The organism is Rathayibacter sp. VKM Ac-2929 (genome assembly GCF_022815495.1).
In the GTDB taxonomy this organism is placed as follows: domain Bacteria; phylum Actinomycetota; class Actinomycetes; order Actinomycetales; family Microbacteriaceae; genus Rathayibacter; species Rathayibacter festucae.
In genome coordinates this window covers 1-19,746 of record NZ_JALGRV010000001.1, presented here as the reverse complement: position 1 = coordinate 19,746, position 19,746 = coordinate 1, and the positions used below count along the sequence as shown (strand labels likewise).

The window sequence follows — 19,746 nt, the reverse complement described above, 5'->3', positions numbered from 1 at the left end:
GCCTTTCGTCATCGGAAGGTGAGGCGGGGTCGTGCGGGGTCGCGGATCGCGAGGGTGGTGCGGAGGCGGGCCGGGCGGAGGACGCGCCCGGCCCGAGGGGGTCAGGAGGCGAGCAGCGCCTCGGTCTCGCGGCGCAGCTCGAGCGCCTCGGCGAGCGACTCGTCGATGATCACGTCGTCCCATCCGACCGTCGCGCCCTGCGCGATGTCGTGGCGCAGCTCGACGTGATGGGCCAGGGCGACGGGGAGCGCTCCGATGGCGACCGAGTGCTTCGCGGAGACGAGCTTGCCGTAGACGGTGAAGCCGCCCTCGCCGTCGAGGAACTCGCCGGCCTTCAGGTCCTTCTTCGCGGTCGCGACGACGTCGCCGTAGAAGCCCTCGGGGTGCCCGGTCGAGATGCCGCGCAGCGCCGCGTTGGCGATCGACACGTTCAGCTCGAGGCCGACGTAGTGGTACGGCCGGTAGAGCGCCGCGTACTGCTTGGTCGGGTCCGGGTGCCACGGGTACTCGTCGAAGCAGGTGGACACGTAGGGGTTGGTCGCCTTGACCACGACGTAGACGCCCTCCTGCGTGTTGTGCGGGATGAGGGAGCCGTCGCGCCGGACGCTCGACATCACGTCGACCGTCCCCTCGTGGTCGAGGGCGCCGCCGATCGAGCTCGGCCGGCTGATCGTCGCGATCTCCTCGACGTCGCCCGGCGTGAACGTGAGGCCGGAGTCGGAGGGCACCAGGCCCGCCGCGTTCGCGACCGCCGCCATCTCGATCGCGGCCTTCGTGCCGTCGCGGAACGAGGTGTGCATGTACGGGTTGAGCTGGCCGGAGTCGGTCAGCTCCTTGCTGAACTCCCAGTTCTCCCAGACGTTGTCGGGGTTCATCTGGTGGTAGTGCTCGAGGTACTTGGCGCCCTTGCCGGCGCAGACGACGTCGAAGCCGCTGGTGCGGGCCCAGTCGACGAGCTCCATGATCAGGGCGGGCTGGTCGCCGTACGCCATCGAGTAGACGATGCCCGCGGCCTCGGCGCGCTTGGCGAGCGCGGGGCCGGCCAGCGCGTCGGCCTCGACGGTGACCATGATGATGTGCTTGCCGGTCTCGATCGCCCGGAGCGCGTGGTGCACGCCGACGATCGGGTTGCCGGTCGCCTCGACGATGACGTCGATGTCGTGCTCGAAGAGGACGGCGGCGTTGTCGACGATGGTGGTCGTCCGGTTCGCGAGCGCCTCGGGGATGTCCGCGGCCATCGCCTCGGCCGGCCAGTCGACCAGCTCGAAGGCCCCGCGGGCCCGGGCGACGTTGACGTCGGCGATGGCGACCACGTGGACGCCGGGGATGTTGCGCGCCTGCGAGAGGTACATGGTGCCGTAGCGCCCGGCACCGATCAGCCCGATGCGGATGGGGCGGCCCTCTCGTTCGCGATCGCCGAGGAGTTTGTACAGGTTCACGGTGGCCTCTCTGGTCCGGGGGCGCACGGACGCAGAGGGCCGCCTCGGGGGCGGAGGACGTCGTCGTCGTGCGCAGTCTTCGTGGGGAAGTGCTGCTCGCCGGCTCCCAGTGGAACCGGTACCAGTTTTGTACCAGCAACGATTAGAGTGTGTCAACAGCGGGCGCGGCGGCCCGGTCCCGCGCCGATACGATTGCCCGACAGCTGGGGAGGAACCGTGCAGAAAGCACCGACGATCCGCGACGTCGCGCGCAGTGCGGGCGTCTCGGTGTCCGTGGTGTCGCGCGTGCTCAACGACGGGACCGGCCCGGTCGCCGTCGACACCCGGCGCCGCGTGGTCGAGGCGATCGAGCAGCTCGGCTTCCGGCGGCGCGCCGCGGCCCGCGAGCTGAGCCACGGTCAGACCCTGTCCATCGGTCTGGTCCTGCCCGACCTCACGAACCCGTTCTTCGCCCGCCTGGCCGACAGCGTCGTCTGGGAGGCGCGCGCCCGCGGCGCCCAGGTGCTCCTGATGACGACGCAGGAGGACTCGCACGTCGAGGGCGAGTCGCTCACCAGCCTGCTCGACCGCTCGGTCGGCGGCGTCATCGCGACCCCGTCCGGCGAGAACCTCGAGAAGTGGTCGCGGCTGCGCCGGGCCGGGATCGACGTCGTCTTCGTCGACCGCACCACCCCCGGTCTCGACGACGTCGACGTGGTCAGCATCGGCAACTCCGCCTCCGCCGCCCGCGCGACCGATCACCTGCTCGCGCTCGGCCACCGCCGGATCGCGATCGTCTCGGGGCCGCTGCGCACCTCGACCGGCCAGGCGCGCGTCGCCGGCTACCGCGCCGCCCTCACCGCCGCCGGGCTGCCGATCGACGGGACGCTGATCCGCGAGGTCCCGTTCCGCGGCGACATCGGCGGCGAGGCCGTCGCCGCGCTGCTCGCGCTTCCGGAGCCGCCGACCGCCTTGATCGTCGCCAACACGGCGCAGGTGCGCAGCGCCGTGCACCGCCTGTTCCAGCTCGGCGTCGCGATCCCCGAGGCGCTCTCCGTGGTCGTCTTCGACGACAACCCGTGGAGCGAGCTCGTCACCCCGCCGCTCAGCGTCGTCCGCCAGCCGATCGACATGCTCGCCCGGCACAGCGTCGACCTGGTGCTGGCCCGGATGCAGGGCCGGATCCCCGACACCCCCCAGCACATCGAGGTCCAGGCCGACCTCGTCATCCGCTCCAGCTGCGCCGCCCCGGCGCAGCACTGACTCCGCCCCACCACCCCTCCACGAAAGGCACTGCCATGTCCGACCCCGTCGTCGTCACCGCGATCTTCACCCCCGCCGAGGGCGAGCACGACGCCCTCATCGCCGCCCTCTCCCCCGCCATCGCCGAGGTCCACGGCGAGGAGGGCTGCGAGCTCTACGCGATCCACGACTCCCCCGACGGCACCATCGTCATGCTCGAGAAGTGGACCAGCGCCGAGGCCCTCGACGCCCACGGCGCCGGCGACCCCGTCGTCCGCCTGAACGCCGCCATCAAGGGCCTCGTCGCCGCGCCCCCCGTCGTCACCCGCCTCTCCCCGATCCCCGCCGGCACCGCCACCCAGGGCGCCCTCTAGCCCCGGACCCTCGCCGACTCGCCCGACTCCACGCTGGTCGAGCACCCCCGCAGGGGCGTATCGAGACCAACGTCCTCCGAGCATCCAGCCTGCGGACCCGCCGTCCGGCGCAGGTGGATCTCGATACGCCCGCTCCGCGGGCTACTCGATCAGCATGCGGGCGCCCGCTCCGCGGGCTACTCGACCAGCAGGCGCTCGCGTCGCGAAGGTCGCTCGCTCCTACCGGAGGGCGGGCCGCCCGCACCGACTCGCCCGAGAAGGCTCGTTCTCCACCCCGAGAACGCGCCTTCTCGGGCGACTCGGCGCGCTCCCGGCACTCAGAGAAGAATCGGCCCTGGCGAGGGCGGCTTCTCCGGCAGCCCCGCCTCGAGAATCCGGGTCACGATCGCGACGGCGCGGTCGGCGAGCGCGTCGCCGGGGTAGAAGCTCTCGAACAGGTCTTCAGCGGCCTCCAGAGTGCCGACCTCGCAGAGACTCAGGAGCTGACGGATGTCGTTGGTATCGCGACCGGGTCGATTGGCGCGAAGCTTCATCGCGAGAAGAGCATCAGCTGATGCGACCTGGATCACGACCCCCGCACGGTCGTACACCGTCTCCCACTCGACGACCCGCTCGCCGAGAGTCGGCACCGATCCGGTCTGCTCCACCGCGAAGTTCAGCCAGTCGTCGCTCCACCCGTGCCTGCGCGCCACCTTCGCAGCCGCCCCTGTCACCACGTCATCACTGCCCGGGTTCACGTGGAGCGAGTCCAGATCCTGCGTCGTGCCCCTGTCGAAGTAGCGGAGAGCGAGGGCGGCACCGCCGACGAGCCGGATGCCCGCCGTCTCCCGCAGCTGATGGAGCTCAGCGACGAGTTCCGCGAGACCCGCGATGATGTCGTCGCGGTCGAGCGAGACGGCCACGATCACACGCTCGCGAAGGTGTCTCGCCACACGTGCACGCCGCGCCGCAGGAACTCCTCGGGCACCTCCGACTCGGGCGGCGCCGGATCCGCGGGGTCGATCTCGAGGACGACGGCGACAGGGAGGTAGCGCAGGGGCCGGGTCACCCAGGCCGGGAGAGGCAGCCCCTCCTCGCCCAGACGCCAGGCGACGAGCGCGGCGATCGCCGCGTCCCACGCGCGGTTCCGCGTCGGCTCGGGCTCCGCCAGCCCCAGCACACCTCGGAGGAGCCCGCGCTCAGCGACGAGGTTGTCGTTGAGCTGCAGGAGTGCCCGCAGGGCGCGATCCCGATCCCCCACTCGCAGCCGTCCGCGGATCTCGACAGCCGCGGCCGCGGCATCGTCCCGCTGGAGGGGCAGTGCGTAGAGCCGGTGCCCCGCGCCCGCCAGGACGCGCTGCACCGTGCTGAAGTCCGCGTCCCGGCCGTTCTCGATGCGCGAGATCCGGGCCTGATCGACATCGGTCAGGTCCGCCAGCTGCTGCTGTGTGAAGCCGCGGCTGGCACGGGCCGAGCGCACGGCGGTCGAGCTCTCCGTCATCAGCGCACCTCCCCGGTCATGTCCTGAGAGACATAATCTACTCGCCTCGATGGCGTCACAGGGAACGGCGCGGTTCGACTCCTTCGAGGAGCAGTACGCAGCCCGCCCGCCGCACCGCCCTCAGCGCGGCCGGCCCACCGACGCGCGCTCGATCAGGCGCGTCTCGAGCTCCAGCCGTGTCGCGCTCGAGGACAGCGGCCGGGCCGCGCGGTGCGCCTGGTGCAGCATCCGGAAGGCGGCGGCGCCCATCTGGGCGATCGGCTGCTGGATCGTGGTCAGCGGCGGCGTCGCCCACGCCGACTCCTGCACGTCGTCGAAGCCGATCACGCTGAGGTCGTCCGGGATGCGCAGGCCGGCCAGGTCGGCCGCGTCGTAGACGCCGAGCGCCATGGTGTCCGAGAGCGCGAAGAGCGCCGTGGGCCGGATCAGCGCGTCCGCCAGCATCGCGGAGGCGACGACCCGGGAGCGGTCGCGGTTCCAGCCGGCGTAGACCACGCGCTCCCGCGGCAGCGGCACCCCCGCATCGCGCAGCGCCGTGCTGAAGCCGTCGAGCCGGGCGCTGCTGTAGAGCTGCCCGCGAGCGCCCGCGATCACGCCGATGCGGGTGTGACCCTGGGCGAGCAGGTGCTCCGCCGCCATCCGGCCGCCGTCCCAGTTGGTCGCGCCGACGCTCGCCACGTCGGCGGGCGGGCGGGTGATCGGGTCCACGATCACCACGGGCAGCTCGGCCGTGGTGAGCAGGTGCAGCTGCGCCGCCGTGACGTCCACGAGGACGACGATCGCGCCGAGGGACGAGCGGCGCAGGAGCCGGTTGACCCATTCCCCGTCGGGCCGCGCGCGGGTGAGCACCAGGTCGACGCCGGCCGCCGCGGCCTCCTCCTCGATCCCGGCGAGGACGGGACCGATCCAGGTGCCGTCCAGGTGGCCGACCACGACGTCGACGATGTGCGCGACGTGCGGGTCCTCCGCCGGCGGACGCAGCCGCGGCCGGCGCCGGTAGCCGAGCTCGTGCGCGGCCTCCATCACCCGCAGCCGGGTCGCCTCGGAGACGTCGGTCCCGCCGCTCAGCACCTTCGAGACCGTCGGCACGCTCGTCCCCGCGCGCTCGGCGATGCGCGCCATCGTCGGCCGGGGAGCGGCACCGCTGTCGTCCATGCCCCCACTGTAGAGCAGAACGAGTTGCGAAACCCAGCCGGGAAACGACCGTCGCGAGAACCCGGATCCCGCCTTGCCCACGACTCTCCACGGGTGCAGACTGGACACACACGGGCGGCAACGGCAACAGAGTTGCGCAACTACCGTTCGATGACGAACCGCGGAGCGATCCGCCGAGCACCCCGAGGACACCGATGACCGACCTCCCCCCGTCCACTCCCGCCAAGAGGGCGCTCGTCGTCCGCGGCGGCTGGGACGGCCACCAGCCCGTCGAGGCGACCGAGCTGTTCCTCCCCTTCCTCGCCGAGAACGGCTTCGAGGTGCGCGTCGAGGAGTCGACCGCCGTCTACGCCGACGAGGACTACCTGCGCACCGTCGACCTGATCGTGCAGTCCAACACCATGACCTCGATCGAGTGGCCCGAGTTCCTCGGCCTGCGCGCGGCCGTCGAGCGCGGCACCGGCCTGGCCGGCTGGCACGGCGGCATCGCCGACTCGTACCGGAACAACTCCGACTACCTGCAGCTGATCGGCGGCCAGTTCGTCTCGCACCCGGGCAAGCACCCGGACGAGCGCACCGGCGAGCAGTCGGACAACTACGTCCCGCACACGATCGAGATGACGGCCCTCGCGGCCGACCACCCGATCACGCAGGGCATCAGCGACTTCGAGCTCACCACCGAGCAGTACTGGGTGCTGCACGACGACTACAACGACGTGCTCGCGACCACCACGCAGGCCGTCCGCGAGTGGGACCCGTGGCACCGCCCGATCACCTCCCCCGCCGTCTGGACCCGCCAGTGGGGCGAGGGCCGCATCTTCGTCTCGACCCCGGGCCACCGCGTCGAGATCCTCCAGGACGCCAACGTCCGCACCATCATCGAGAGGGGACTGCTGTGGGCCTCCCGCTGAGAGTCGGCATCATCGGAGTCGGGAAGATCAGCGAGCAGTACCTCGCGAACCTCCCGACCTTCCCCGGCCTCCGCCTCGTCGCGGTCGCCGACCTGAACACCGCGCGAGCGCAGGAGGTCGCCGACGAGCAGGGCGTCCGCGCCCTCTCGGTCGACGAGCTGATCGCCGACCCCGAGGTCGACGCGGTGCTCAACCTGACCATCCCCGCCGCCCACGTCGAGATCGGCACCCGCGCGCTGAAGGCCGGCAAGCACGTCTTCGCGGAGAAGCCGCTCGGCCTGAACCCCGCCGAGGCCGCGCCGATGCTCGACCTGGCCGAGGAGCTGGGCCTGCGCTTCGGCAGCGCCCCCGACACCGTGCTCGGCACCGGCGTGCAGACCGCGCGGCAGACGCTCGACTCCGGAGTGATCGGCACGCCGATCGCCGCGCAGGTGCACTGGGCCGCTCCCGGCCACGAGCGCTGGCACCCGGCGCCGGAGTTCTACTACCAGCCCGGCGGCGGCCCGCTGCTGGACATGGGCCCGTACTACCTGACCGCGCTGGTGCACTTCTTCGGCCCCGTCGTCCGGGTCACCGGTCTCGCGACCCGCTCGGACCGCCCGCGCACCATCGAGTCCGGCCCGCGCGCCGGCACGCCCATCCCCGTCTCGATCGACACGCACATCAGCGCGCTGCTCGAGCACGAGAACGGCGTCACCTCGACGGTGATGGTCAGCTTCGAGGTCTGGCGCACCCGCGCGCCGAAGTTCGAGATCTTCGGGACGGAGGGCACCATCGCCGTCCCCGACCCGAACATGTTCTCCGACCCGGTCGAGGTCGCGGTGCGCGACGAGGACTGGCGGGTCGTCCCCGACTCCGCCGGCGTCGTCGGCACCGGGCGCGGCGTCGGTCTCGCCGACATCGCCGAGGCGATCGAGGAGGACCGGCCGCACCGCGCCTCCGGCCGCCTCGGGCTGCACGTCCTCGAGATCATGGACGCGATCCTCCGCTCGAGCGCCGAGAAGGCGGTCGTCGAGATCGAGTCCAGGGTGGAGCGGCCCGAGCTGCTCCCGCTGCGGACGGCCGCCGGCGAGCCGGTCGGCGACCCCGTCCGCGCCTGACACCGCCCGCGCCCGCAGGCACCACCCGACCCGACCCGCGCCGGCCGCGACCTCTCCCTGGTCGCGGCCGGCGCGCCCCTTCCGAGGAGACCCCCGATGACAGCACCCCTCCGCGTCGCCATGATCGGCCACGCCTTCATGGGCCGCGCCCACGCCCAGGCCTGGCGAACCGCGCCGCGCTTCTTCGACCTGCCGCTGCAGCCCGAGCTCGCCGTGGTCGTCGGCCGCGACGAGGGCCGCGCGCGGGCCGCCGCCGAGAACTTCGGCGCGGCCGAGTCCTCGATCGACTGGCGCGCGGTGATCGCCCGCGACGACATCGACCTGATCGACATCTGCACCCCGGGCGACCAGCACGCCGAGATCGCGATCGCCGCCCTCGAGGCCGGCAAGCACGTGCTCTGCGAGAAGCCGCTCGCACGCTCCGTTCCCGAGGCGCGGACGATGACCGAGGCGGCCGCCGCCGCGACCGGCTTCGCGATGTGCGGCTTCAGCTACCGCCGCACCCCGGCGCTCGCGCTCGCCAAGCGCTTCCTCGAGGAGGGCCGGCTCGGCGAGATCCGGCACGTCCGCGCGCAGTACCTGCAGGACTGGCTGAGCGACTCCGAGGGCCCGCTGACGTGGCGCCTCGACAAGGAGAGGGCCGGCTCCGGCGCCCTCGGCGACATCGGCGCGCACAGCATCGACACCGCGCAGTGGCTCACCGGGCAGACGATCGACGGCGTCTCGGCGATGCTGCGGACGTTCGTCACCGAGCGCCCGGTCCTGTCCGCGCAGGCCGGCCTCGGCGGTCGCGCCGAGGAGGGCGCCGAGCGCGGCCCGGTCACCGTCGACGACGCCGCCCTGTTCACCGCGACGCTGAGCGGAGGCGCCGTCGGCGTCTTCGAATCGACCCGCGTCGCCACCGGCCGGAAGAACGCCAACCGCATCGAGATCAACGGCGAGACGGGCTCGATCGCCTTCGACTTCGAGCGCCTCAACGAGCTCGAGTACTACGACGCCCGCGACCCCGAGGACGCGCAGGGCTTCCGCACCATCCAGGTGACGGAGCCGGTGCACCCCTACGCCGCCGCCTGGTGGCCGACCGGGCACGGGCTCGGCTACGAGCACGTCTTCAGCCACCAGGTCGTCGACCTCGTCACGGCGATCGCCGAGGGCGTCCAGCCCACGCCCTCGTTCGCCGACGCCCTGCAGGTGCAGCAGGTGCTCGACGCCGTCGAGCGCAGCGCCGCGGACGGCTCCCGCCTCACGGCCGTCGCCTGACCGGGGCGTCCTGACCGGGGCGTCCCGACCAGGGCGTCCTGACGGAGGCGCCTCCGCGGGCGGTGGCCGAAGGGTCACCGCCCGGGAAGACGCCGCCCGATCGCGCCTCCGTCGAGTCCGTTCGCGGCCGTCCGACCCGACGCGTCGGCCCTCCTCCGATTCCCGACACGGCCGCGGACCCCTTTCGGGGGGAGGGAGGCCAGGGGACCCCGTAAACTGGGGACCTGGGGGGTCGAGTGGGTCCCCCGAGTGGGGGAGTGCTGCAGTGGGGATCGGTTTCCGGACCGCAGGAGAGCTGCGCGTCCTCGCGGGTGCTCGCCTGCACCCCGTCGTGGGCCCGGCCCTCAGCCGCTCCCGAGACCGCTCCCGGCTCTCGGCCGGGCTGTCGATGCCCAGCGGCCCCGGTCTCGTCCGGCCCTCGCCGCTGGCGCAGCCGTGGGAGGCGCCGCTCATCCGCCTGATCCGCGCGGGCGCCCCCGCCGCCGAGCTGCACGAGGCGACCGCCGCCTCCCCCGAGGGCTCGAAGCTCGCCGCCGTGATCGAGCTGGTCCGCGACGCGCTGTCGCGCCGGGAGGACGACCGCGCCCTCCGCCTCGCCGGCTGGCTGGTGCGGATGCGCTACGACCCGGCCGCCGATCCGTTCCTCCGCCGCTATGGGATCGTCCTCACGGCCCATCTGCCGCTCAGCGCCGGACTCGACATCGACGTCCCGCTCGACGCGACCGCGCTGCGCCTGCTCTTCGCCGAGCTCGCCGCCGCGGACGACCCGGCCGGCGCCACGGCCGCCGTCGAGACGCTGCCGCCGTCGACACTGGCCGCCTCGACGCTCGCCTCGCTCTACTCCGCCCGGCGGCGCTGGGGCGACATGGCGCAGTTCTCGGCGCCGGTGGTCAACGTCGACGCCCCGTCCGCCGCGGTCCTGATCCGCCGCGGCGTCGCCCTGCGCGAGCTCGGCCTGATCGAGAGCGCCCTCGAGGCCTTCGACCGCGTGGTGCGCCCGAACGTCACGACCGCCCGCCCCGTCGAGCTCCGGATCGAGGCCCTCTACGAGCGGGCCAGCACCCACCTCGCCGACGGCCGGCGCGCCCCGGCCCGCCGCGACCTCGAGCGCGTCCTCGCCCAGTACCCCGAGAGCCCCGAGGCCCACGAGCTGATGGCCGCCGTCGGCCGCTGACCCGGCCGTCTCCGCCCCCACTCCTCAAAAGTTGCGGTAGTCGCACCCGGATACCGCAACTTCTGCTGAATAGGTGCCGTCCCCGGAACGTGTCGGCGAGTGGCCCGCGCAGCGGGCAGCCCATGCTGATCGAGTAGCCCGCGCAGCGGGCAGCCCCTGCTGATCGAGTAGCCCCCGCAGCGGGCAGCCCATGCTGATCGAGTAGCCCGCGCAGCGGGCGTATCGAGACCCCCCCCGCCACGGACAACAGCAGGAAGGGGCGCCCCCGCGAACGGGAGCGCCCCTCACGCCGAGCCTTCGGCTCAGCCCTCGGCCTTCGAGGGCTTGCCCTCGGCGGGCAGCACCTCGACCGGGGTGTCGCGCGGATCCTCGCCCTCGGCCTGCGAGGGCTTGTCGGCCTGGTCGTCCGGGTCCTCGACGGGGCTCGGGGTCTGGTCGCTCATCGCAGTCCCTCCGGCTCGTCCGAGGTGGCGGACGGCTCGGGGTGCGCCTCGAACTCCATCCAGGCCCGGTCGAGCGAGGCCTGCGCCGAGGCGGGCTCGCTCGCGAAGTAGCCGTCGTAGATGGCGCGTCCGCCGTGCTCCGGCAGGTCGCCGCGGCCGGCGTAGGTCTGGGCGAGCTCGCCGACCTCGTCGTCCCTCTTCTCCTGGTCCCGCAACCACGCGGGGAAGGTCTGCGTCATGGTGACACCTCTCTCTCCTGCCTCCAGACAATCCCTCCGATCGGCGGGCTGCAAGCCCTTGCCCCGGACGTTCGCCCGCCGCGATCAGGGGCCGCGAGCACTGCGAGGATTCCGGTATGGACAGCAGCGAGCACCCCCGGCCGGACGTCACGACCGTCGACATCGTCGGTGGTGCCGAGCCGCTCGCGGTCGAGCTGCACGCGTACGACGGGGGCTGGGCGGACGCGTTCCGCGAGCACCAGCGGCGGATCGCGCAGGCCCTCGCGGCGGTCGACGTCGCGATCGAGCACATCGGCTCCACCGCGGTGCCCGGCCTCGCGGCGAAGCCGATCATCGACGTCGCCGTCGCGGTCCCCGACATCACCGCGGAGGAGGACTACCTGGCCCCACTGCTCGCGGCCGGTTACCGGCTGCGCGTCCGCGAGCCCGGCCATCGCCTCGTCCGCACCCCGGAGCGGGACGTGCACGTGCACCTCTACGCCCGGGGCGACGCCGCGATCGAGGAGTACCTCCTGCTCCGCGACCACCTCCGCCGCGACGCGGCCGACCGCGCCCTCTACGAGGCGACCAAGCGCTCGCTGATGGAGCGGAGCTGGGCCGACATGAACGCCTACTCGGACGCCAAGACCGAGGTGATCGAGGCCATCAAGGCGAGGGCTCGAGCCGCACGCGGCGACACGGCGACGTCGGTCTCGACGCCGGCCTGAGCCCCGGTGCGTCGCCTCGCGCCGGTTCGCCGAACGGCGTCGCCCACCGCGCCGCCGTCGCGTGAGGCTGGACGGATGCATGCCGACGAGTACCTGTCCCCCGAGGAGCTCCCCGAGCCGCCGACGCTGGACGTCGTGACGCGGTTCTTCCGAGGTCCGCTCTTCACCCTCACGCCGCAGCCGTCCCTGGAGGAGTGGGTGTCCTCGGCCTCGGCGCGCGATGCGGGCGGGGTGATCCTCTTCGACGAGGCCTCGATCGGCTACACCTTCTGGCGCAACCCGGACGACCACGACGACCCCGCGAATCTCGAGGAGCTCGGCGGCCAGCCGAGGCCCTCGCTCGACGTCTCGCCGACGCATCCCGTGCCCGGGTGGATGGCGGAGATCGCCGCCCGGTTGCCGTACCCCCAGCTCTGGGACGCGGTGCGGACGAGCGTGGCGGAGGAGCACTCGCCGTGGCAGAGCATCGAGTTCGCGCTCCTCGAGCACGTGAACCTCGTCCTGAGGAGCCGCCTCCGCAGCGAGCGCGCCGGTGGGAGCGACCCCGGCGAGCTCCTCGGCCCCGCGATGGACCTCGGCGTCGAGCACGGCGTCCCGCTCCTCCTCGACGGGCGGTGGGTCCCCGGCATCCGGATCGACACCGACCCGCACGTCCTCGGCGTCGGCGCCCACCTCGGCGACCGCTTCCTGACGGCCGTCGTCGAGCGCGACCGCCTCCCCCTCCTCGACTTCACCTTCGTCACCCGCCACGCCCGCACCTGAGCCCCTTTGCTGGTCGACCAGCCCGCTCCGCGGACCCCCCCCTCATGCTGGTCGAGCACCCCGCTCCGCCGACCCCCCTCATGCTGGTCGAGTAGCCCGCGCAGCGGGCGTATCGAGACCCGCCATCGCCGGACCTCCGCTCGCCGGCCCCCGCCCGCCGCCGCTTCGCGCCGGGTCACCGCCCGCCGTTGCGCCCGCCGCGCCGCCGCGGCACCCTCGGAGGATGTTCTCCGACGAGAGCGCCCGCCTCGAGGACGTCCCGGTCCCGCCGACCCTCGACGAGGTGGCGCGCGCCTTCCCGGGCCCGCTGTACGGCTTCGTTCCTCAGCCGTCGCTCGAGCGGTGGACGTCCGGCACGTCGTCGAGCTCCTCCGGCGGACGCGTCGAGATCGAGTCCGTGGCGATCGGCTACACGCTCTGGCTGAACCCGGACGACCACGACGACCCCGCCGACCTCGCGGAGCTCGACGACGAGCAGCGCGCCTCGCTCGACGCCCCGCCGGTGCGCCCGCTGCCCGACTGGATGACCGCGATCAAGGCCCGGATGCGCTACCCGTGGCTGTGGGAGGCGGTGCGGACGACCGTCGCGCACGAGCCCGCCCCGCCGTGGCACTCGGCCGAGAGCGTGCTCGTCGAGCACGTGAACCACGTCCTGAGGAACCGGTTCCACGCCGAGCGCGTCCGCGGCCGGCTCCCCGGCGAGCTGCTCGGCCCCGCGACCGAGAAGTGCGTCGAGCACGACGTCCCGCTCCTCCTCGACGGCCGCCCGGTCCCCGGACTCCGGATCGACACCGACGCGCACGTCCTCGGCGTCGGCGCCGACCTCGGCGACCGCGTCCTGACGGCCGTCGTCGAGCGCGACCGCCTCCCCCTCCTCGACCTCGCCTTCGCCACCCACCGCGCGCCCGCCTGAGCGCCCCTCTTCTGCTGGTCGAGCGACCCGCTTCGCGCCGGTCGAGCAGCCCGCTCCGCGGGTGCATCGAGCGGGGAAGCCGCTTCGCGTCTCGGTGGTGAGCGAAAGGACGCGGCTGCGCCCCGTCATGGTGGTCGAGTAGCCCCGAAGGGGCGTATCGAGACCCGCCGTCATCAGCAGGGCGGATCTGCAGACTCGTCCTTCTGGCCCTGGTGGATCTCGATGCGCCCGCTCCGCGGGCTACTCGATCAGCACGGCTTCCCATCACCAGGAGCCGTCTCCGCGGAACGCACGTGCCTGCGAGTTCGGGTCTCGATACGCCCCCGCGGGCCCGCTCAGCCACCGGGCAAGCGCATACCCACCCCCACCCCGCGCTCGGCGGCCGGCACCGCCCCCGCGCGGGAGTACCGTGACGCCATGACAGCGCAGGACGACATCGGTGCGGAGCAGGCGCCCGCGAAGGACTTCTCGCACGAGCAGGAGGGCTACCAGCACGGTCTGAAGCCCCGCCAGCTCCAGATGATCGCGATCGGCGGAGCGATCGGAACCGGGCTCTTCCTCGGCGCCGGCGGCCGCCTCAACTCCGCCGGCCCGGCCCTCGCGATCGCCTACCTCGTCGCCGGCGTCTTCGCCTTCTTCATCCTCCGCGCCCTCGGCGAGCTGGTCCTGCACCGCCCGTCGTCGGGGTCGTTCATCTCCTACGCCCGCGAGTTCTACGGCGAGAAGTTCGCCTACGCGGCCGGCTGGATGTACTTCCTCAACTGGGCGATGACCTCGATCGTCGACACCACCGCCGTCGCCGTCTACCTCAAGTACTGGTCGGCCTTCACTGCGGCGCCGCAGTGGCTTCTCGCCCTCATCGCGCTGCTCGTCGTCCTCGCCGCGAACATGGTCGCGGTCAAGGTCTTCGGCGAGCTCGAGTTCTGGTTCGCGCTGATCAAGGTGACGGCGCTGGTCGCCTTCCTCGTCGTCGCGCTGATCTGGCTCGTCTTCGCCTTCCCGGTGCAGGCCGGCGGCGAGACCGTGCAGACCGGCGTCTCGATCCTCTCGGACAACGGCGGCATCCTCCCCAACGGCCTGCTCCCCGCGGTCCTGGTGATGCAGGGCGTCGTCTTCGCCTACGCCGCGATCGAGCTGGTCGGCACCGCCTCCGGCGAGACGCAGGACACCGAGAAGGTCATCCCGCGCGCGATCAACTCGGTGATCTTCCGGATCGCGATCTTCTACGTCGGCTCGATCGTCCTGCTCTCACTGCTGCTCCCCTACACCGCCTACAAGGAGGGCGAGAGCCCCTTCGTCACCTTCTTCTCCTCGATCGGCGGGCCCGAGGTCGGCACCATCGCGGGCTCGATCATGAACTTCGTGGTCCTCACCGCGGCCCTCTCCTCGCTCAACGCCGGTCTCTACTCCACCGGTCGCGCGCTGCACTCGATGGGCATGAACGGCTCCGCCCCGAAGTGGACGACGCGGATGTCGAAGGGCGGCGTCCCCTACGCGGGCATCCTGCTCACCGCGACCTTCACGGTGGCGGGCGTGGTGCTCAACTACTTCGTGCCGAGCCAGGCGTTCGAGATCGCGTTGAACATCGCGAGCCTGGGCATCATCACGGCGTGGGGCACGATCATCCTCTGCCAGATGCGGCTGCGGCAGTGGGCGAAGAAGGGCCTCGCGAAGGAGCCGTCCTTCAAGCTCCCCGGCGCTCCGGTCACCTCCTGGCTGACCCTCGTCTTCCTGGCCGTGGTGCTGGTGCTGATGGCGATCGACTTCCCGGTCGGCACGCTCACCATCGCCTCGCTGGTGATCATCGTCCCGCTGCTGGTGGCGGGCTGGTTCCTGCAGCGCGGCCGCATCCTGCGGATCGCGGAGCTGCGCGACGGAGTGACGGGGCCGTTCCCGGTGACCGGTCGCGACCCGTCCGCCCAGGTGCGGCGCGGCCGAGACGGCGAGAGCTGAGGCCCGCCGGACCGGCGCCCCGCCCGCGCGCCCACCGTTACTCTCGATCGCGCGGGCGCCCACGCGCCGGCGGAACGGGAGCGGCATGGCCACGGTGGACTCCGCGGAGCGGCGCGCGCGCCTGATCGAGCTGCTCGAGCGCGACGGCGCGATCCGCCTCGACGACGCGGCGGCCGAGCTCGACGTGTCGACGATGACCGTGCGCCGCGATCTGGCCGACCTCGAGGCGGAGGGCCGGCTCAGCCGGGTCCGCGGCGGCGCGGTCGCCGCGCTCCGCCCCCGCCCCTTCGCCGAGCGCCTGGCCGCGGGCGCCGCCGCCAAGCGCGAGATCGCGCGCAAAGCCGTCGCGCTGCTGCCCGACTCCGGCGCGATCGCGGTCGACGCCTCCTCGACGGCCGGAACCCTGCTCGCCGCCGCCCCGGAGTCGCCGCGGCTGCTGATTGCGACCAACTCACTGGAGAACCACGCCTCGGCCCGCGCCACCCGCGCCCGGGTCGTCCTGATCGGCGGCGAGCTCCAGGCCGAGACCGACAGCTTCGTCGGCCCGCTCGCCTGCGCCGGCGCGGCCGAGCTGCACTACGACCGCTTCTTCACCTCCGCCTCGGCCGTCACCCGCGCGGGCACGAGCGAGGTGACGCTCGAGGAGGCGCAGGTGAAGCGCGTGCTCGTCGCCGCCTCGGCCGAGACGGTGCTGCTGGTCGACTCGTCCAAGCTCGAGCGCACGGCCCTCGCCCGCGCGCTCGACTGGGACGCGATCGCGGTGCTCGTGACCGAGCTCGACCCCGCGGACGAGCGACTCGACCCGTTCCGCGGCCTCGCCGACGTGCGCTGACGAGCATTGACCGGAACGAGTCGGCCTGTTAGCTTCTGTGATAGTTAACACACTCGTTCAATCAGACGGAGAAGTCATGGCAGCCTCGACCGCCGCAGAGCTCATCGCCCGCTCGAACCGCCTCGGGGCCGACCCGCGCAACACGAACTACGCGGGCGGCAACACCTCCGTGAAGGGCGTCGAGACCGATCCGGTCACCGGCGAGCCCGTCGAGCTGCTCTGGGTCAAGGGCTCCGGCGGCGATCTCGGCACGCTGAAGGAGTCGGGCCTCGCGGTCCTCCGCATGGACCGCCTCCGCGCGCTCGTGAACGTCTACCCCGGCGTCGACCGCGAGGACGAGATGGTCGCCGCGTTCGACTACACGCTGCACGGCAAGGGCGGCGCCGCCCCCTCGATCGACACCGCGATGCACGGCCTCGTCGACGCCGCGCACGTCGACCACCTGCACCCCGACTCCGGCATCGCCTTCGCGACCGCCGCCGACGGCGAGCGCCTCACCGCGGAGGCCTTCGGCGGCACCGTCGCCTGGGTCCCGTGGCGCCGCCCCGGCTTCCAGCTCGGCCTCGACATCGCCGCGATCAAGGAGGCGAACCCCGAGGTCATCGGCGCGATCCTCGGCGGCCACGGCATCACCGCCTGGGGCGACACCAGCGAGGAGGCGGAGGCGAACTCGCTCCGCATCATCGAGACCGCGAGCGCCTACATCGCCGAGCACGGCCGCCCCGAGCCCTTCGGCCCCGCCCTCGACGGCTACGCCGCCCTCCCCGAGGAGGAGCGCCGCGCCAAGGCCGCCGCCCTCGCCGCCCACCTGCGCTCGATCGCCTCGCACGACCGCCCCCAGGTCGGCCACTTCACCGACTCCGCCGAGGTCCTCGACTTCCTCGCGAGCACCGAGCACCCGCGCCTGGCCGCGCTCGGCACCTCCTGCCCCGACCACTTCCTCCGCACCAAGGTGAAGCCGCTGCTCGTCGACCTGCCGGCCACGGCCACCGTCGAGGAGATCGTCGAGCGCCTCCCCGCGCTGCACGAGGCCTACCGCGCCGACTACCAGGCCTACTACGACGCACACGCCACGCCCGAGAGCCCCGCGATCCGCGGCGCCGACCCGCTGATCGTGCTCGTGCCCGGCGTGGGCATGTTCTCCTACGGCGCGAACAAGCAGACCGCCCGCGTCGCCGGCGAGTTCTACGTCAACGCGATCAACGTGATGCGCGGCGCCGAGGCCATCTCGACCTACGCGCCGATCGACGAGGCCGAGAAGTTCCGCATCGAGTACTGGGCGCTCGAGGAGGCGAAGCTGCAGCGGATGCCGAAGCCCAAGCCCCTGGCCTCCCGCATCGCGCTGGTCACCGGCGCCGCCTCCGGCATCGGCAAGGCCATCGCCACCCGCCTCGCCGCCGAGGGCGCCTGCGTCGTCGTCGCCGACCTCGATCTCGCCAAGGCGCAGGCCGCGGCGGCCGAGCTCGGCTCGACCGACGTCGCGGTGGGAGTGGCGGCGAACGTCTCTGACGCCGCCGCCGTGAAGGCCGCGATCGACGCCACCGTGCTCGCCTTCGGCGGTCTGGACCTGGTGGTCAACAACGCCGGCCTCTCGCTCTCGAAGTCGCTCTTCGACACCACCGAGGCCGACTGGGACCTCCAGCACGACGTGATGGCGAAGGGCTCGTTCCTCGTCTCGCAGGCCGCGGCCCGCGTGCTCGTCGACCAGAAGCTCGGCGGCGACATCGTCTACATCTCCTCGAAGAACTCGGTCTTCGCCGGCCCGAACAACATCGCCTACTCCGCGACCAAGGCCGACCAGGCCCACCAGGTGCGCCTGCTGGCCGCCGAGCTCGGCGAGCACGGCATCAAGGTCAACGGCATCAACCCCGACGGCGTCGTCCGCGGCTCCGGCATCTTCGCCTCCGGCTGGGGCGCGAACCGCGCCAAGACCTACGGCATCGACGAGGAGGACCTGGGCGCGTTCTACGCCAAGCGCACCATCCTCAAGCGCGAGGTCGTCCCCGAGAACGTCGCCAACGCGGTGTTCGCGCTCTGCACTTCCGACTTCTCGCACACGACCGGACTCCACGTGCCGGTTGACGCGGGCGTGGCTGCGGCCTTCCTGCGATGACATCGTCATCGCGGGAACGCCGCAGCATCGCCCGAAAGGCGGCAGCCCTCGGCCCGGAAGACCGTGGAACGCGACGGCGACCCTCAATGGGTCGCATCCCGCCGAAGGCGTCCATCGAAGGAGTCCTCCGATGAAGGCCGTCGCGGCGGTCGACCTCGGCGCCACCAGCGGGCGCGTCATCCTCGGCTACGTCGGCCACGACGAGCTGCGGATGCGGCACGTCGCGCGCTTCCCGAACCAGCCCGTCCGCGTGCAGGAGGGCGGCGAGTCCGCGCTGCACTGGAACATCCTCGAGCTGCACCGCTCGCTGACCACCGGGCTGACCAACGCGCTCCGCGACGAGCCCGAGGTCGTCTCGATCGGCGTCGACTCCTGGGCCGTCGACTACGCCCTGCTGCGCCGGGGCCGGATGCTCGGCGCGCCGTACCACTACCGCGACGAGCGGACCGCGCGCGGCGTCGCCGACGTGCACGCACGGATCGGCGCCGAGGAGCTCTACGCGCGCAACGGACTGCAGCACCTGCCGTTCAACACGCTGTTCCAGCTCGCCGCCGAGCGCGACGTGCTCGCCCTCGCCGACCAGGCGCTGCTCGTCCCCGACCTGATCGGCTACTGGCTGACCGGTGTCGCCGCGACCGAGATCACCAACGCCTCCACCACGGGTCTGCTCGACCCGCACACCCGCGCGTGGGACCACGAGCTCCTCACGCGCCTCGATCTGCCGCTCGGGATCCTCGCGCCCCTGATCGAGCCGGGCTCCCGGCTCGGCTCGCTCCTGCCCGCCGTCGCCGCGGAGCTCGGCGCCCCGGTCGGGCTCGGCGTCGTCGCCGTCGGCTCGCACGACACGGCCTCGGCCGTCGTCGCCGTGCCGGCCGCTGGCGAGGACTTCGCGTACATCTCCAGTGGCACCTGGTCGCTCGTCGGCGTCGAACTCGAGGAGCCGGTGGTCTCGCTGGAGGGTCGGGCCGCCAACTTCACCAACGAGGGCGGCGTCGACGGGCGAGTCCGATTCCTGAAGAACGTCTCCGGGCTCTGGCTGCTCTCCGAGTCGATCCGCACCTGGGAGCGCAGCACCGGCGAGCAGATCGACCTCGCCGAGCTGCTGCGCCAGGCCGCGGCGATCCGCGGACCGATCACCACCTTCGACCCGGCCGACGAGCGCTTCCTCGCGCCGGGCAACATGCCCGGCCGGATCGTCGAGTGGTGCGTCGAGCGCGGTCTCGCGCAGCCGCGCACCCGCCCCGAGTTCGTCCGCTCGATCCTGGAGTCGCTCGCCGAGGCCTACGCGAGCACCCTCGCCGATGCCGTCCGGCTGAGCGGCAAGCACGTCCGCACGATCCACGTCGTCGGCGGCGGCTCGCAGAACGAGCTGCTCTGCCAGCTGACCGCCGACCGCACCGGGCTCCCGGTCGAGGCCGGTCCCAGCGAGGCCACGGCGATCGGGAACATCATCGTCCAGGCCCGCGCGCAGGGTCTCGTCTCCGGCTCGCTCGAGTCGCTGCGCGCCCTCGTGCGCCGGGCGTTCCCGCCGACGCGCTACGAACCCCGTCCCTCCTCCCCCGAGAAAGGCTGACCAGCATGGTCCAGCGCCAATTCCCGAAGCCCGTCGAGCTGCTCGAGTACCTCAGCTTCAAGAAGCCCGAGCTCGACGGCCGCAAGCGCCGCCTCGA

At 72.6% G+C, this 19,746-nt stretch carries 19 protein-coding genes; 13 read left to right on the top strand and 6 right to left on the bottom strand.

The annotated features are described in order from the left end of the window. Positions 1-101 precede the first annotated feature (101 nt). Positions 102-1,439, bottom strand: coding sequence for an NAD(P)H-dependent oxidoreductase (locus tag MT355_RS00095; RefSeq protein WP_123446901.1), 1,338 nt, complete (start codon positions 1,437-1,439; stop codon positions 102-104). Positions 1,440-1,655: 216 nt separating this feature from the next. Between MT355_RS00095 and MT355_RS00090 the strand changes: the two genes are divergently transcribed. Both MT355_RS00090 and MT355_RS00085 read left to right on the top strand, forming a co-directional pair. Further along, on the top strand, positions 1,656-2,681 hold the full coding sequence (locus MT355_RS00090) for a LacI family DNA-binding transcriptional regulator (RefSeq protein WP_243598077.1): 1,026 nt from the start codon (positions 1,656-1,658) through the stop codon (positions 2,679-2,681). Between the two features lie 35 nt (positions 2,682-2,716). Beyond that, a complete protein-coding gene (locus MT355_RS00085) occupies positions 2,717-3,034 on the top strand; it encodes a putative quinol monooxygenase (protein ID WP_243598076.1) in 318 nt (105 codons plus the stop codon). A gap of 317 nt (positions 3,035-3,351) precedes the next feature. Here MT355_RS00085 and MT355_RS00080 read toward each other — a convergent pair whose 3' ends face one another. The 3 genes from MT355_RS00080 to MT355_RS00070 form a co-directional block, all read right to left on the bottom strand. Beyond that, a complete protein-coding gene (locus tag MT355_RS00080) occupies positions 3,352-3,936 on the bottom strand; it encodes a hypothetical protein (protein ID WP_132436848.1) in 585 nt (194 codons plus the stop codon). Positions 3,937-3,938: 2 nt separating this feature from the next. Then, positions 3,939-4,514, bottom strand: a complete 576-nt coding sequence (locus MT355_RS00075; protein WP_243598075.1) for a helix-turn-helix transcriptional regulator — start codon at positions 4,512-4,514, stop codon at positions 3,939-3,941. A 120-nt stretch (positions 4,515-4,634) separates the two neighbouring features. After that, entirely contained in the window at positions 4,635-5,669 is a 1,035-nt protein-coding gene (locus MT355_RS00070) for a LacI family DNA-binding transcriptional regulator (RefSeq protein ID WP_243598074.1), read from the bottom strand. A gap of 194 nt (positions 5,670-5,863) precedes the next feature. Here MT355_RS00070 and MT355_RS00065 point away from each other — a divergent pair, with 194 nt between their 5' ends. From MT355_RS00065 to MT355_RS21475, 4 genes are all read left to right on the top strand, one after another. Further along, positions 5,864-6,580 carry a ThuA domain-containing protein gene (locus tag MT355_RS00065; RefSeq protein WP_127887624.1) on the top strand — a complete coding sequence of 239 codons (717 nt, stop codon included), beginning with the start codon at positions 5,864-5,866 and terminating at the stop codon, positions 6,578-6,580. Further along, positions 6,565-7,680 (top strand): Gfo/Idh/MocA family protein, encoded by a 1,116-nt coding sequence (locus tag MT355_RS00060; protein WP_243598073.1) that lies wholly within the window; start codon positions 6,565-6,567, stop codon positions 7,678-7,680. Before MT355_RS00065 ends, MT355_RS00060 begins: the two co-directional genes overlap by 16 nt. A gap of 96 nt (positions 7,681-7,776) precedes the next feature. Beyond that, positions 7,777-8,940 carry a Gfo/Idh/MocA family protein gene (locus MT355_RS00055; RefSeq protein ID WP_123706471.1) on the top strand — a complete coding sequence of 388 codons (1,164 nt, stop codon included), beginning with the start codon at positions 7,777-7,779 and terminating at the stop codon, positions 8,938-8,940. A gap of 265 nt (positions 8,941-9,205) precedes the next feature. Next, positions 9,206-10,114 (top strand): tetratricopeptide repeat protein, encoded by a 909-nt coding sequence (locus tag MT355_RS21475; protein ID WP_243598072.1) that lies wholly within the window; start codon positions 9,206-9,208, stop codon positions 10,112-10,114. A gap of 302 nt (positions 10,115-10,416) precedes the next feature. On the opposite strand, the gene MT355_RS00045 is transcribed toward MT355_RS21475, so the two are convergent. Continuing rightward, positions 10,417-10,557 carry a hypothetical protein gene (locus tag MT355_RS00045; RefSeq protein ID WP_159421935.1) on the bottom strand — a complete coding sequence of 47 codons (141 nt, stop codon included), beginning with the start codon at positions 10,555-10,557 and terminating at the stop codon, positions 10,417-10,419. Further along, positions 10,554-10,796: a hypothetical protein gene (locus MT355_RS00040; protein WP_123706469.1), complete on the bottom strand. Its 243-nt coding sequence runs from the start codon at positions 10,794-10,796 to the stop codon at positions 10,554-10,556. Before MT355_RS00040 ends, MT355_RS00045 begins: the two co-directional genes overlap by 4 nt. A 116-nt stretch (positions 10,797-10,912) precedes the next feature. On the opposite strand from MT355_RS00040, the gene MT355_RS00035 reads away from it, so the two are divergent. The 7 genes from MT355_RS00035 (at position 10,913) to MT355_RS00005 (ending at position 19,649) form a co-directional block, all read left to right on the top strand. Beyond that, positions 10,913-11,503, top strand: coding sequence for a GrpB family protein (locus tag MT355_RS00035; RefSeq protein ID WP_243598071.1), 591 nt, complete (start codon positions 10,913-10,915; stop codon positions 11,501-11,503). Positions 11,504-11,578: 75 nt separating this feature from the next. Next, positions 11,579-12,265, top strand: a complete 687-nt coding sequence (locus MT355_RS00030) for a hypothetical protein (RefSeq protein WP_243598070.1) — start codon at positions 11,579-11,581, stop codon at positions 12,263-12,265. Between the two features lie 223 nt (positions 12,266-12,488). Next, on the top strand, positions 12,489-13,178 hold the full coding sequence (locus MT355_RS00025; protein WP_243598069.1) for a hypothetical protein: 690 nt from the start codon (positions 12,489-12,491) through the stop codon (positions 13,176-13,178). A 417-nt stretch (positions 13,179-13,595) separates the two neighbouring features. After that, a complete protein-coding gene (locus MT355_RS00020; protein WP_243598068.1) occupies positions 13,596-15,131 on the top strand; it encodes an amino acid permease in 1,536 nt (511 codons plus the stop codon). Between the two features lie 85 nt (positions 15,132-15,216). Beyond that, positions 15,217-15,963: a DeoR/GlpR family DNA-binding transcription regulator gene (locus tag MT355_RS00015; protein WP_243598067.1), complete on the top strand. Its 747-nt coding sequence runs from the start codon at positions 15,217-15,219 to the stop codon at positions 15,961-15,963. A 76-nt stretch (positions 15,964-16,039) separates the two neighbouring features. Further along, positions 16,040-18,076, top strand: coding sequence for a bifunctional aldolase/short-chain dehydrogenase (locus tag MT355_RS00010; RefSeq protein ID WP_243598066.1), 2,037 nt, complete (start codon positions 16,040-16,042; stop codon positions 18,074-18,076). Between the two features lie 130 nt (positions 18,077-18,206). Further along, positions 18,207-19,649 (top strand): rhamnulokinase family protein, encoded by a 1,443-nt coding sequence (locus tag MT355_RS00005; RefSeq protein ID WP_243598065.1) that lies wholly within the window; start codon positions 18,207-18,209, stop codon positions 19,647-19,649. The last annotated feature ends 97 nt before the right edge of the window (positions 19,650-19,746 follow it).